The 14,862-nt window shown below is 39.7% G+C and carries 10 protein-coding genes and 3 pseudogenes; 11 read left to right on the top strand and 2 right to left on the bottom strand.

Features of this window, described 5'->3' with window-relative positions; translation table 11 throughout:
- Window positions 1-29: 29 nt before the first annotated feature.
- Both CD001_RS02300 and CD001_RS02295 read left to right on the top strand, forming a co-directional pair.
- A pseudogene (locus CD001_RS02300) lies at window positions 30-319 on the top strand (tyrosine-type recombinase/integrase); the annotation flags it as partial.
- Between the two features lie 72 nt (window positions 320-391).
- Window positions 392-787 carry a hypothetical protein gene (locus CD001_RS02295; protein ID WP_096186019.1) on the top strand — a complete coding sequence of 132 codons (396 nt, stop codon included), beginning with the start codon at window positions 392-394 and terminating at the stop codon, window positions 785-787.
- A gap of 230 nt (window positions 788-1,017) precedes the next feature.
- On the opposite strand, the gene CD001_RS26215 is transcribed toward CD001_RS02295, so the two are convergent.
- Window positions 1,018-1,158 carry a hypothetical protein gene (locus tag CD001_RS26215; protein WP_179298580.1) on the bottom strand — a complete coding sequence of 47 codons (141 nt, stop codon included), beginning with the start codon at window positions 1,156-1,158 and terminating at the stop codon, window positions 1,018-1,020.
- Between the two features lie 24 nt (window positions 1,159-1,182).
- On the opposite strand from CD001_RS26215, the pseudogene CD001_RS02290 reads away from it, so the two are divergent.
- From CD001_RS02290 to CD001_RS02270, 5 genes and pseudogenes are all read left to right on the top strand, one after another.
- A pseudogene (locus tag CD001_RS02290) lies at window positions 1,183-2,175 on the top strand (Ger(x)C family spore germination protein); the annotation flags it as partial.
- Between the two features lie 212 nt (window positions 2,176-2,387).
- Window positions 2,388-3,752 (top strand): homoserine dehydrogenase, encoded by a 1,365-nt coding sequence (locus CD001_RS02285; RefSeq protein ID WP_096186017.1) that lies wholly within the window; start codon window positions 2,388-2,390, stop codon window positions 3,750-3,752.
- The gene (gene thrC, locus CD001_RS02280; protein ID WP_096186016.1) at window positions 3,749-4,807 is read left to right on the top strand and encodes a threonine synthase; all 1,059 of its coding nucleotides are present in this window, start codon (window positions 3,749-3,751) and stop codon (window positions 4,805-4,807) included. Before CD001_RS02285 ends, thrC begins: the two co-directional genes overlap by 4 nt.
- A gap of 4 nt (window positions 4,808-4,811) precedes the next feature.
- Window positions 4,812-5,777, top strand: coding sequence for a homoserine kinase (gene thrB / locus CD001_RS02275; protein ID WP_179298579.1), 966 nt, complete (start codon window positions 4,812-4,814; stop codon window positions 5,775-5,777).
- Between the two features lie 465 nt (window positions 5,778-6,242).
- Window positions 6,243-7,578: pseudogene (locus CD001_RS02270) on the top strand (IS1182 family transposase).
- A gap of 140 nt (window positions 7,579-7,718) precedes the next feature.
- On the opposite strand, the gene CD001_RS02265 reads toward CD001_RS02270, so the two are convergent.
- Window positions 7,719-8,447, bottom strand: coding sequence for a hypothetical protein (locus CD001_RS02265; protein WP_096186014.1), 729 nt, complete (start codon window positions 8,445-8,447; stop codon window positions 7,719-7,721).
- 236 nt (window positions 8,448-8,683) lie between these two features.
- Between CD001_RS02265 and CD001_RS02260 the strand changes: the two genes are divergently transcribed.
- The 4 genes from CD001_RS02260 (at window position 8,684) to argF (ending at window position 14,803) form a co-directional block, all read left to right on the top strand.
- A complete protein-coding gene (locus CD001_RS02260) occupies window positions 8,684-9,280 on the top strand; it encodes a GNAT family N-acetyltransferase (RefSeq protein WP_096186013.1) in 597 nt (198 codons plus the stop codon).
- A gap of 249 nt (window positions 9,281-9,529) precedes the next feature.
- The gene (locus tag CD001_RS02255; protein WP_096186012.1) at window positions 9,530-10,612 is read left to right on the top strand and encodes a carbamoyl phosphate synthase small subunit; all 1,083 of its coding nucleotides are present in this window, start codon (window positions 9,530-9,532) and stop codon (window positions 10,610-10,612) included.
- Complete coding sequence (gene carB, locus CD001_RS02250) at window positions 10,599-13,829, top strand: carbamoyl-phosphate synthase (glutamine-hydrolyzing) large subunit (protein WP_096186011.1); 3,231 nt, start codon at window positions 10,599-10,601, stop codon at window positions 13,827-13,829. The genes CD001_RS02255 and carB overlap by 14 nt, the downstream gene beginning before the upstream one ends.
- Window positions 13,826-14,803 carry an ornithine carbamoyltransferase gene (gene argF / locus CD001_RS02245; RefSeq protein ID WP_407081090.1) on the top strand — a complete coding sequence of 326 codons (978 nt, stop codon included), beginning with the start codon at window positions 13,826-13,828 and terminating at the stop codon, window positions 14,801-14,803. Before carB ends, argF begins: the two co-directional genes overlap by 4 nt.
- The last annotated feature ends 59 nt before the right edge of the window (window positions 14,804-14,862 follow it).

Genomic DNA, 14,862 nt, shown 5'->3' with positions numbered 1-14,862 from the left:
AACATGCGGAAACTTATGTACCATCAGAAGAAGTCCTATCATTCAGGATTGAAGATATTGCCACTTGGGACAATTAAATTCATCTAACTCCTAGGGATGTTAATGAAAATGAAGGTTATATAAAATTAAGAAAAGAGAGAAGAATCCACGTTAGTAAGCATTTAATGGCACTTTATACAGATTATTTAGCCCACGAATATAGTGATGAATTAGCGCATGACTATGTATTTATTTCGTTAAAAGAAGTTTTTATGGAAACCCATTAAAATATCAAAGTGTTCTTGATCTAATCAAAAGAATTGTAAAAAGAATTTGGATATAAATGATAAAATTGGTTTTCAATCATTTAATTTAATGGTGAAAATAATGGACCCTAATCGGGAGTGATATTATGGTTACTAGAAAAATGTTACTTTTTATCCAAATCATATCTCTACTTCTGCTATTAATAGCATGTACAGATAAGTATAGTGAACAAGTCGGCTACAAACCTTCTCAGATTCACGATCAAATTCCAGTTCCAAAAAATGCTGAAATGATAAATGGAGAAGCCAACAATGAAACAATCAAGGAATCTGTTTTTTATAAGCTTAATAAAATAGGGGGAGAACAAGGACTTTATCCACCATTGGCATATATTGAAGAAATTGAAGAGTGGGGATGGGAACAACTCGAGGAAGAAAGGATGGGAGGAACATTTACATTCATTAAAGAGGATATAAAAATCTGGGTAATCATAGATGAAGACGGCTTTTCCATTCATACCCTTGATGATACTCAAAAATAATCGATATATAAGAATGGAGGAATGTATGGCACAAATTCAGTGAGACTCAGGAAGGGAGCGATCGTAAATTTAATCCGAGTTACCATTGATTACCGAACAGGAGGTGCGTTCCAATTTTATTATATTAGATGACTCCGGATGAATCCCGGAGTCATTTTTAGAATCTATTATTCTATGATTTTACATATGCTGCAGTTCTTAAAATGAACCTTCATATATGAGGACCGATATTAAAAATAAAGAATCCTCTTCCCTCTATCTACCCCTGCTGAGAGAATGACATCAAGCTTTTCAATATCATGAGAACTCCAACAACTTGATAAATTCATTAATATGTTAAATAAAAATAAACATAATACTATTTTTTTCATGTATGCTTCCTCTCATACCAATTAGTTGATGTTGGTGAAACGAATCGAGGGACAGAAGGAAATCAAGGTTTGGATCAACCAAAATTTTCTAAAAATATATCACAGCATGGAGAGTCTATGTTAGAGGCAACGAATGACCTTATTTTAAGAACGGAAAACCGACTATATGGTCATCACCAGAGGCTGATCGTGATTAATCAAGGGCTAATACAGGAAGAAAATATGAAAGACTTGTTGGACTTTTTTATACGTGACTCTGAGGTTCGTGCAAGCAGTCAAGTGATGATTTCCGATGAAAGAGCAGAGAGCGTTTTGGAATTTCGGGATGCTGATAACATTCCGGCATTTCATATTACTGAGATATCAGAAAAAGATGATATCACAAACAAGTTGACCGAAAAAACGACACTAGCTCAAATTAATACATTTATCAATGCAAACGCTAGCTTCTTAGTCCAAAAAATTGTTACAACAAATGAAGGGATTAAACTACAAGGAGCTTCCGTAATAGATGGTGACACCTTTAAACAAGTCGGTAGTTTATCCTCTGAGGAAGTCAGCGGGGTGAACTGGATAATAGGGGATACTGCTGGAGGGGTCCTAAAGTCAAAGAATACTGAAAATGACCAATCATTCATTTTCGAAATTGGTTCAATAATACGTGACATAACTCCTAATATCAGCAATGATGTTCTTAGCTTTGGGATAAATATACAAGTTCAAGGGAGAATACCGGAAGTTGTCAAAGGTTACCATCATATTTCAAGTGAGGAGCTTCTCCCTAAGCTAGAAAAGCAATTATCTGAAGACATCAAAAATAAAGTAAATAGGTGCATAACGAAACTTCAAGAGGATCTAAAGGTAGATCCTATTCATTTCGGAGAAGAAATAAGAATTAAATACCCAGCTTATTGGGAAAAAAATAAAAATGAATGGGACGATATTTTCAGTCAAGCTAAGATTCATACTGAGGTTGAAGTTCAGATTATTGATTACGGAACGAATTTAAGAGATTAGGCATTTTTGATGAAATGCCTTTTTTTATTTTTTTATTTAAAAGGTATGATTTTGTTCGACTAGTAAAACGAGCAAAAAATGTCGAAAAGATTTTTCAAAAAAAAGTGTTGTAAGTTTGTGAAATACTTGTTAATATGTCCTTTATATAAATACAAATGTACTTCTAAAACGTACATGTGATTGTTTTCACTGGAGAGGAGCGGGACATATATATGAAACAAGTAAAAGAGAGAAGAGACGATCAAACAGCAAGTGATGAAGAACGCGAAGATGAACAAGATTTAAGGCAGATTAATATTGGCCTGCTTGGACTCGGGACTGTCGGAACAGGCGTTTTCCGGTTAATTGAGCAGCACCAGGATGACCTGCAAAAACAAACCGGCTGCAAAATCTCTGTTCAAAAAATATTAATCCAAAACGTAGCAAAAGAGAGACATATTCATGTAGACGAACATTTACTTACGACAGATCCGAACGAGCTGATCAAGGATCCTGACATAGATGTTATCGTTGAAGTGATGGGGGGAATTTCCAATACGAAGACGTATATCGCTCAAGCACTTAACGAGAAAAAGCATGTCGTGACAGCAAATAAAGATTTAATCGCGCTGCATGGCGGTGAGCTGCTTACATTAGCTAGTGAGAATGAGTGTGATCTTTTTTACGAGGCGAGCGTCGCAGGTGGAATTCCTATATTAAGAGCGTTAGTTGAAGGCTTTTCGTCTGATCGGGTTACGAAAATTATTGGGATATTGAACGGAACGACAAATTATATGTTATCGAAAATGTCTAAGGACGGACTTGAATATGAAGATTGCTTAAAGCAAGCCCAAAATCTTGGCTATGCCGAAGCAGACCCAACTTCAGACGTCGAAGGATTAGATGCAGCAAGAAAGATCGCGATTCTTGGGACGCTAGGGTTTCATACAGAATTATCTTTAGAAGAGGTCGATGTCCGTGGGATCTCTTCAGTAAGTAAAAAGGATATCGACTATGGAAAAGAATTCGGTTACGAGCTGAAGCTGTTAGCGACCGCAGATCGGAAAAATAATGAAATAGAGCTTGAAGTACAGCCAACTTTTATTCCGAAAACGCACCCTCTTGCACATGTGAACGATGCTTTCAATGCGGTCTTTGTCCAAGGTGAAGCAATGGGGGAAACGATGTTTTATGGACCAGGAGCTGGCGAGCTTCCAACCGCAACCGCTGTTACGTCAGACCTTGTTACGGTTGTGAAAAATATTAAATTAGGCGTCAATGGAAGAGGGACAGTTGCTCCATACCGGTTAAAAAAGTTTAAACGAAAAGATAACAGGTATCACCGTTATTTTATACGATTAATTGTTGAAGACGAACCGGGGGTCTTAGCTGTCATTACACAATCACTCGCTCAGCAAAATATCAGTGTATCGAAAATGGTTCAAAAACATTATAAAGAACAGCAAGCAGAAATTGTCATCATTACACACGAAGCAGCGCAGCAGTCTTTTGAAAATTGGGAGAAGGAAATGAATCTTTACTCTGAAAAAATCGAGTTTGCTAGCTATTATGCTGTAGAAGGGGACGATTCACGATGACCATTGGAATTATTGAACGATACTATGACTATCTCCCTGTTACAGATAAGACTCCTATGTTATCACTTGGTGAAGGCAATACGCCTCTCGTATATGCAGAACATTTGTCAGATGCATTATCGGCACATGTTTACTTAAAGCTTGAAGGGTTAAATCCAACAGGGTCATTTAAAGACCGCGGTATGGTGATGGCTGTTGCGAAAGCGAAAGAAAATGGAGCGGATGCCGTCATCTGTGCATCAACAGGAAATACGTCTGCATCTGCTGCAGCCTATGCAGCCAAAGCTGGTTTAAACTGCTTTGTCGTCATTCCTCACGGTTATGTTGCTGCAGGGAAACTCGCCCAAGCGGTCCTCTACGGTGCAAAAATCATCCCTATAGAAGGGAATTTTGATCAAGCTCTCGAGATGGTCAAAGTGCTAGGGGAACATTATTCAGTCGAGATCGTCAATTCAATTAATCCATACCGCCTTGAAGGACAAAAGACAGCTGCCTATGAAATCATTGAAAAGTTTGGCCATTCACCACATATCGTCGCATTGCCAGTCGGAAATGCGGGAAATATCTCCGCATATTGGCTCGGTTTTAAAGAGGCTCACGAGCATCAATTATGTCAGTCAGTACCGAAAATGTGGGGATTTCAAGCGGAAGGAGCTGCAGCAATCGTAAGAAACAGGAAAATTTCTAATCCAGAAACGTTTGCGACTGCTATCAGAATCGGTGATCCTGCGAGCTGGAAGCTTGCTGTTAAAGCGAGAGAAGAATCTGGTGGAATCATTAATGATGTGACAGATGATGAAATAAGAGAGGCATATTATGTATTAGCTGAGAAAGAAGGGGTTTTTTGCGAACCAGCTTCCGCAGCAGCTATTGCTGGGCTATATAAGCAAGCAAAAGTAGGTGAAATACCGAAAGACTCAACGATTGTCGCAATTTTGACAGGGAATGGACTGAAGGATCCGGATTCAGCGATGCAAAAAAACAGTGAGCCGTTCAAGCCCATTCAAGCGACAGAAGAAGAGTTAGTTAAGAATATATTCGAAGTGGAGGTGTAAAGCGTTGTTGCCTCCGAATACGAAAGTTAACGTTAAGGTGCCGGCAAGTACAGCGAACTTAGGCTCTGGGTTTGATTGTATCGGTGTTGCGTTTCAATTGTATACCGAGCTTGATATATACCCGAGTGACAAACTTGAATTTCATTGGCGAAATGATGAAGGGGCGATACGGGCGTATCCCTTTTTAGAGGATGAAAATTTGATTTTTCAAGCGATGAAAAAAGTTTGTCTGCTGCTTAATAAAGACCTTCCGGACGTGAAAGTGATTGTCCAGTCGAATATACCTTCAACAGCTGGGTTAGGAAGCAGTGCTTCAGCTTTTATTGCTGGCCTTACTGCAATAAATAAGTGGTTTGGCGAACCATTTTCAAAAGATGAACTTCTTTGGATTGCAGCAGAGCGGGAAGGTCATCCGGATAATGTTGGTGCGTCTTTGTTCGGCGGTGTGTTTATCGGAGCCATCGATTGGGAAGCTAAGAAAGTTCATTACTCTCATTTTCCATTCCCTAGTCGTTGGGTGTGGTTAGCAGCGATACCTGCATATTCGTTAGCAACGCATAAAGCACGTCAGCTCTTGCCTGAAAAATACTCGAAAGCAGATGTCGTATTTAATTTAAGCCGTTACGGTGTCTTAGTTTCTTCCCTTTTAACTGGAAATGACGAAGGGGTAAAGTCAGGTTTAGAAGATCAGCTTCACCAGCCTTATCGGCAGTATCTGATTCCAGGCTTTGATCAATTAGTTGCGGAAAAAACGAAGATGAATACGCTCGGTTTTGTCATTAGTGGAGCGGGTCCAACCGTTTTAGGTCTATTCGCGAGCGATACAAACTTGATTGAATCGCATCGTTCGATGCAGGAAATCCTCAATAGGCATAGTGATCGCTTTGACGTCATTACGCTTAACGTTGATCAATCAGGCGTTCAAGTGACGACAGTGCCGCTTGAACAACCGTCATCACTTAAGGTTTAATACAATTTTTTGATTCGTTAAAAGTGACGCATAGAGGGGATGAGCAGCTAAATTGAAAAAGTGGCAGTAAATCTTCACCTCTATGCTTTTATGTATTTATGTAACGGTACACTCATTGTTCCAATAATAAGGAAAAAAGCTGCATAGGCAGCTTTCAGGCTGTTGAGAAAGTTTTCTCAACAGCCTTTTTTTAAAAAGAAAAGTATGATATCTCACGATCTCATCCCTCCCGGCGGCCGCTTTCCATAGGGCTTGTCTTCAACTAATTCTGACTCAGCGAAGCATCGTCAGAATGGATTTTCAGACTGCGCTGATCCCATTGGAGCCGCCGCCTTTCGTTCTTCAATCAACCTAGAACATCCATCGTTTCCTATTTAGAAATGATGGTTATTTTTTCATCAGTTTTATCTGATTATTCAGGTAAATACAGTATAATATAGATAAAACCACTCGTGAGGTGATCGTGTGTTACGCCCCATTCGTGCAAAACAAGTTGAACTCGAAATGGTCTCTATCGATCAGTTAGTCCCAGACGACCACTTACTAAGAAAAATTGATGCCACAATTGATTTTTCCTTCATATATGACAAAGTAAAACCTTACTACAGTGAAGAAACGGTCGCCCACCAATTGATCGGGTTATGCTTTTTAAAATGATGTTTATTGGATACCTTTACGGTATCCGATTTGAAAGACAGTTAGAAAAAGAAATTGAGACAAATATTGCTTATCGATGGTTTTTAGGATTAAGTCTAACTGATTCGGTTCCTCACCATTCCACCATAAGCTTCAATCGGCATAAACGGTTTAAAGAAACAGACATTTTTCAAGAGATATTTGATGAGACCGTTCTTCTGGCTATGAAGCATCGTATGGTTGGCGGGAGAGCTTTATTTACTGATTCTACCCACCTTAAAGCCAACGCAAATAAGCGGAAATTCACTAAGAAGACGGTTCAAGTTGAAACACGCGTGTACATAGAAGATCTAAATAAAGCGGTTGAGGAGGATCGAAAAGCACATGGAAAAAAGCCCTTACCGGAAAGAGATAAAAGAAAAAGAGATTAAAGTCAGTACGACAGATAAAGAAAGCGGCTATATGTTCAGGGATGGAAAGCCCGAAGGGTTCTTTTATTTAGACCATCGGACAACAGACATGAAATTTAATATTATTACTGATGTTCATTTAACACCAGGAAATATCCATGATTCCCTGCCGTATTTAAATCGACTGGATCGTCAGATAAAGACATTTGGTTTCAATGTGGAAGCTGTCGGATTAGACGCGGGCTACTTAACCATTCCCTTATGTAAAGGGTTAGAAGATCGCCATATTATGGGGGTTATCGCACATCGCCGCTTCAAACCTAAAAAGGGGTATTTTCCAAAGTGGAAATTTACCTATAACAAAGAGACGGATACTTATACATGCCCTAATGGTAGTACCTTATCATACGCTACAACGAACCGCGAAGGCTGTCGTCAATACCATTCAAACCCTGCAGAATGTGTAAACTGTCCCCTGCTTAACCAATGTACGAAAGCCAAAAATCATAAAAAAGATCTCACAAGGCATGTATGGAAAGACAGTAAGGAAAAAAGTGAGAGAGCATAGACTTTCCGCAACAGGGAAATTCCTCTATAAAAAAGAAACCATTGAGCGAAGCTTCGCGGATGCCAAACAGCTCCACGGGCTTCGCTACTGCCGGTTACGCAGCTTAAAGGGCGCATCAGAACAAGCGTTGATGACAGCGGTAGCACAGAACATAAAAAAGATCGCAAACCACCTCTCAGCGAGCTAAGAGGTGGTTTCGGCCATTCTTCACCATAGGGTGAGCAAATTCTTCTGACGAAAATAATAAAGAGAAACCCGCACTTCTCAAAAAGTGTGGGTTTCTCGACAATCTGAAAGCTGCATAGGCAGCTTTCGATGTTTAAATAATCAATGGATCACATTCCCATCCTTATCTACAATTTCAATATGATACTCATTACCATTAGGAATAGCTTCAAAATTCAGTGAATCGATAGTTTCACTAACCTCTAACTCTATCTTTTCAGTAATGTCTTCGATATTGTCCTCTGAATGGTCCAATGAAGTCCCGATCGTAATTAATTTCCGTTTTTGAAGTACACGTGCAGTTCGAATGTCATCTCTTTCTAGACCGTCTAGAATTGCTAACGTTAACTTACTCACTTCTTCCATTTTCAGTTGTTCTTTTTTATCAATTTCCTCTTCGTCCGAATCTCCTCGCCTGTTGCGCACGTCAACCTCATACAATTCAATATGAGGGATTGAGTTCAAATCTTCGTGTGATGCTAATGTGTGTTCGACAGTATGTTTGATTTCCTCTAATTGATTGTCTACAGATGGATCCGAATGATCAAATGTCGTTTCGATCGTAATTAATTGTTGATAATCTACACCTACACTTTCGATTGCTTTCTCTTCTTGTAAAATATTTTGAAGTGTTTTGGCAATTGTTCTCATTTCTTCATGATCAACTTCTTTATCTATGGACTCGGTATGGGCTAAATCACTCGTTGATAAGGATTCATCTTCATCTGTAGCTAACGTATCGCCTTCATTTGTACTGCTAAACATGAGTATAGCTGCAACAATAACCGCAATGAATAAAAATGGAGTAGAGGAAGAAAGAATGTTTTTCATGTGGACACCCCCTTTTTGTAATAGGTATGTCCTCAAATATGAAGTATGCGTTGAGTTTGAATATTTTGGAAAGGGTTTTCTTTTATTATATTTGAATAGCAATAAAGAGTGCGTCCATCATTTCGTTTCTTCAATTTTCGACTTTGATTTTTAGTGAGGCTAAAGGGTTTCAATCAGCAATGTCTAATATGTCATTAGGAAAGGTGAAAACTAAACGATTGTGAGGTGTTCTGTTTATGAGTGAAAATGAAGTACTTGAAATCCCAACATTGGAAACAAATCAATATTTATTAAGAGCGATAACAGAAGAAGACACTACCTATTTATATAGCATAATGGCAGACAAGGAAACGATGAAATATATTACACCTCATCCAGTTGAAACATTAGAAGGGATGAAGGAAAACATTGAAACGTCGTTGGATCAATTTCAACGATCGAAGGAAATTCCTTGGACGATCGTGCATAAGAAAAGTGGCAATGTGATCGGGATGTTCCGGCTTCATAAGTTAAACCTATGGCATAAAAAAGCAGAAATGGGTGTTGTGATCGCGAAAGAATGGCAGCAACGAGGAGTTATGTCTGAGGTGCTGGAAGAAATTTTACGTTACGGATTTCAACAATTACGGTTAAACCGCATCGTCGGGGATATTTTTGCAAAAAATAGAGGGTCTGAGATGCTACTTGCCAAATATGGATTTACAAAAGAAGGAACGCTCCGTCAAACCGATTTTGACGGCGAAGAATATCATGATACAGTCGTTTATTCGTTACTGCAAACCGAGTACCATAAGCTGATCACAGAAAGTGCATACATGTATAAAAATACATAAGTTGTATAAAGGGGCAACCCCTTATGTCCTCTGTTAGGAAAAGGAAGTCTATTTTGTGTGTACATAGGAAACGCCCATATACATAAGTTAATAAATTATTTAACGAAAATATTGATACTGGTTGCGGAAATACACTTAATGTTTTCGCAATTATTTTTTTTATAATACTTGCATAAAAATGAATCTGAGAGTATAATAATGAATCAAATCCATGAATCATGAAGCGGATGAAGTAAGGGAGGGGGCTCTTTGAAACAAGGGTACTTAGTTTTAGAAACTGGAGAAGTTTTTGAAGGAATGTTAATAGGCGAAAACACTAGTACGATTGGTGAAGTCGTTTTTAATACAAGTATGACAGGATATCAAGAAATCATTACCGACCCGTCTTATGCAGGACAAATTTTAACGTTTTGTTATCCACTAATCGGAAATTACGGTTTAAACGAAATCGATAACGAAAGCTTTCAAACCGCACTGGCCGGGGTAGTGATTGGAGATGAATGTGATGAGCCTAGTCACTATCAGGCAACAAAAAAGTTTTCCGAACCTTTCATAGAATCGAAGGTTCCGATTTTAACAGGGGTCGATACGAGGCTGCTCGTTCAAACGATCCGTAAGCATCACACTGTTTCAGGGGTGATTACCGATAAACCGCATCATATAAAAACGAAAGTGAATGATCCATTATCTTCATTTTTCGTCGATAAAGTTTCCGTCAAAAAGGAAGTGACTTATCACAATGAGGGTTCACACATCGTATTGATTGATTACGGCTATAAAAAGTCGATTTTACACGCATTGCTGCACGAAGGGTGTGCTGTCACGATCGTTCCTTATCATTATTCATTCGAACAAATTCAAGCATTACAGCCTGATGGCGTCCTTTTCAGTAATGGACCAGGAGATCCAATGGCATTAGAGCCGTGGTTCGGGGAAATCAAGAAAACCGCAGAAGCCTATCCTACTTTAGGCATTTGCCTTGGCCACCAGTTAATTGCTTTAAGTTTTGGGGCAAAAACGAAAAAACTCGCATACGGCCACCGAGGCGGAAACCATCCAGTAAAAGAGTTGACAACTGGAAAGGTGAAAATGACCTCACAAAACCATGGGTACGTCGTGATTGATGAAAGTATCAACATGAATGAATTTCAAATTCTTTTTCGAAATGTAAATGACAAAACGGTTGAAGGGTTGAAGCATACGTGGTTACCTATTCAATCAGTTCAGTTTCATCCGGAAGCGCACCCAGGACCAAGTGATACCGAATATATTTTTAAACAATTTCTACACGAAGTGATTTCATCAGGAGGACGTCGGTATGCCGAAGCATAAGGACATAAAAAAAATACTCGTCATCGGTTCCGGTCCAATTGTGATCGGGCAAGCTGCTGAATTTGACTATGCTGGAACGCAAGCATGCTTAGCTTTGAAAGAAGAAGGAATCGAAGTTGTACTCGTAAATAGTAATCCAGCGACAATTATGACAGATGAAATGATCGCCGATCACATTTATATTGAACCGTTAACCGTCAATACGATTGAAAAGATCATTGAAAAAGAAAAGCCAGATGGCCTGATTGGAACATTAGGAGGTCAGACAGGGTTAAATTTAACCGTTGAGCTTTATGAAAGTGGCATTCTCGATAAACATTGTGTTCAGCTTTTAGGTACGACAGTGCCTTCCATCCAAAAGGGTGAAGATCGAGAAAAATTCCGAAATTTGATGCTGCAAATTGGTGAACCTGTTCCCGAGTCGGCGATCATTGAAGACTATGAAGCAGGAATCAAGTTCGTTCAAGAAATCGGATATCCTGTCATTATCCGTCCTGCATATACGTTAGGCGGAGCAGGGGGAGGATTTGCAACGAACGAGGAAGAACTTCAGACGATTCTTACTAGGGGATTATCCTTAAGTCCGATTCATCAAGTGTTAGTCGAAAAAAGCATAAAAGGTTGGAAGGAAGTAGAATATGAAGTCATGCGTGATGCAAACGACACGTGTACAATCGTTTGCAACATGGAAAATATGGATCCAGTCGGGGTTCATACAGGTGATTCGATTGTCGTTGCTCCTTCGCAGACATTATCAGATGTCCAATACCAGATGCTGCGTGATGCTTCACTAAAAGTGATTCGAGCACTTGAAGTCGTAGGAGGCTGCAACATTCAATTTGCCTTACACCCGAGTTCAAATGACTATTACATTATTGAAGTAAACCCAAGGGTGAGCCGTTCGTCGGCTTTAGCGTCAAAGGCAACCGGATATCCAATTGCGAGGATCGCGACAAAATGTGCGATCGGTTATCATTTAGACGAAATTTTAAATCCGATAACAGGAAATACGTTCGCTTCGTTTGAACCAGCTCTTGATTATATCGTCGTGAAGCTTCCACGTTTTCCATTCGATAAATTCTCTGAAGGAGATCGAACGTTAGCTACACAAATGAAAGCGACTGGAGAGGTAATGGCTATTGACCGTTCATTCGAAGGAGCTTTGAATAAAGCACTACGCTCACTTGAAATGAACGTTCATAGCTTGCATAAAAAGGAACTTTCCCGATATACAAACGAAGCCTTACATGCCATTTTGAAAGAGCCAACGGATTTACGGTTATTTGCGATTGCGGAAGCTTTTACCCGCGGCAGCAGCATTGACAAGATCCATGAAATAACGGAAATTGACCGTTGGTATTTAAAAAAGATCATAAACATGTTGAACGTAGAACAGCGATTAGCACAGTTTTCGTGGGCATCTGCTCCAGCTGAAGACCTCATGAAAGCAAAGCGGATGAATATGAGTGATCAACGAATCGCTGAAATCTTTGACATTCCTGATAAACAAGTGAGGGAAAAGTGGAAACAGCTCAACATAAAGCGTGGCTATAAACTCGTTGATACGTGTGCAGCGGAATTTGATGCGGTCACCCCATATTTTTACTCGACGTGGCAAGGGAATGATGAGGTCATTGTTCAACATGATCGTCCGAAAATCCTTGTCATCGGCTCAGGTCCGATTCGAATCGGGCAAGGGATTGAGTTTGATTATTGTTCGGTTCATGCCGCATTAGCAATACAGAAAAAGGGATACGAAGCGGTCGTCATTAATAACAATCCTGAAACGGTCAGTACAGACTATTCGATTGCAGACCGGCTTTATTTTGAGCCACTAGCAGCTGAAGATATTTTAGCTGTCATTGAAAAAGAACAGGTTGAAGGAGTGCTTATCCAATTTGGCGGACAAACAGCTATCAATATTGCCGCTGCTCTTGAAGAGGAAGGGATACGAATTCTCGGAACATCGATTCGTGCGATCGATCAGCTCGAAGACCGCGATCATTTTTACGAGCTGCTGAAGCAATTAAAGATTCCTCACATCTTAGGTCTAACAGCAAATTGTGTGGAACAGCTCTTTGTAAAAGCAGAAGAGCTAGGATATCCGGTATTAATTCGGCCGTCCTACGTCATTGGCGGTCAGTCGATGTATATTCGCTATAACGAACATGAATTAAAGCAATATGTTGAACGCTTGACTGAATGGGATGATCAACGCACTTGGCCGCTGCTTGTCGACAAATATTTACCAGGCTTAGAAAGTGAAATCGATGTGATTAGTGATGGCGAATCGATTGTCATTCCAGGTATATTTGAACACATTGAAAAGGCAGGTGTTCATTCAGGTGACAGTGCGGCATTATTCCCGCCAGCAACGCTCACGGAAAAAACGAAACAAACGATGGTTCATTATGCGGAAAAAATAGCTGATGCACTTCCAGTCATAGGGATGATGAATATTCAATTTGTCATTCACGATGAAACGGTTTATGTCCTTGAAGTGAATCCTCGGTCATCAAGAACGGTTCCGATTATGAGTAAGTTAACAGGCATCCCGATGGTTGAGTGGGCAACGCACGTACAGTTAGGAGATTCATTACTGCAATTAAGCAAACATACTGGGTTGTATCCTGAACCTCCTTATTATTCTTTGAAATTACCTATATTTTCAGCTGAAAAATTAAAAGGTGTTGACCATGTATTAGGACCGGAAATGAAATCGACGGGTGAAGTATTAACGTTAGGTTTAACAGAGGAAGAATCATTAAGAAAAGCGTTTGAACCATTCATGAATAACAATGACATTGTCTTTTGTTCGATCGCAGATCGTTCGAAGGAACAAAGCTTAGACGTTATTCAGAGGCTTTTTTCAAAAGGGTATCAAATTGTGGCAACCGAGGGGACCGCATCATTTTTAAGAAAGCATCGGATTGCAGCAATAGACGTGAAAAACGAAGAAGCTGCCCTTCACGAATGCTTTAAAAATATGAAGCTATCATTTGTCTTCAATGTCCCGAGTCAAGGGCGTGACAGTGAAAAAACAGGCTTTTATATACGAGAGCTTGCCGTTCGATATCAAATTCCTTCCTTTACGAGTATAGACACGATGAGGACGCTCGTTGATTTACTCACAAATGAAAGCGGGAATCGTCCCAGCAAACCGAGATCATTACGTGAATATCACGATACATGGATAAAAAGTGAGGTGGAAGCATGAATGTCAATCAATTGAAAGACAAGGATGATATTGTTGAGAGCAACATGCGAGGGAACGACTTTTTAACGATAGCCGATTATACGGCGTCAGAGATTCATTATTTATTAAAGCTTGCAAGTCAGCTTAAGAAAAAACAAAAGCTTGGAATCCCGCATGATTATTTGAAGGGGAAAACGTTAGGGATGGTCTTCGAAAAGTCTTCAACACGTACGCGGATTTCGTTTGAAGTGGGAATGTTTCAATTAGGAGGCCACGCGAGTTTTTTAAGTGCAACAGACTTACAGCTAGGCAGAGGTGAATCGATATCAGATACGGCAAAAGTGTTATCGAGGTATTTAGACGGAGTGATGATTCGAACATTTTCACATGAAACGATTGAAGAGTTTGCTGCAGAAGCAACGGTTCCAGTCATTAACGGACTAACAGACTTGCATCATCCAGCTCAAGTATTAGCCGACTTGCTCACGATCTATGAGGATAAGGGAAAATTAAACGGTTTGAAGCTTTGCTACGTCGGTGACGGGCATAACAACATGACTCACTCTTTAATGGAGGGTGCGGCGAAAACCGGAATGAATATGGTCGTTGCTAGTCCTGAAGGATATGAGCCTAATAGCAACATTTACCTCAATGCGAGAAAAACAGCTGACCTTCATGGAGGAACGTTGAATTTCACGTATGATCCTGAGGAAGCTGCAAAACAGGCAGACATTATTATTACAGATGTTTGGGCAAGTATGGGGCAGGAACATGAACAGAAAAAAAGAATAGAAAGCTTAACACCCTATCAAGTAAATGAAAGTCTATGTGAAAAGGCAAAGGATGATTTTATCTTTTTACATTGTCTTCCGGCACACCGCGGCGAAGAAGTAACAGAACAAATTATTGATGGGAAGCATTCTCTCGTGTTTGATGAAGCAGAAAACAGGCTTCATGCTCAAAAAGCATTGTTAAAAGTCTTAATCGGAGACTAATTTTTTTCGAAAGATGTGCATAAAAATCCGTGTGGGTAGATAATCATTCAAAGGAGAGA

Source organism: Evansella halocellulosilytica, from assembly GCF_002335745.1.
In the GTDB taxonomy this organism is placed as follows: Bacteria; Bacillota; Bacilli; order Bacillales; family Salisediminibacteriaceae; genus Bacillus_CA; species Bacillus_CA halocellulosilytica.
This window is presented reverse-complemented; position numbering and strand designations above follow the sequence as displayed.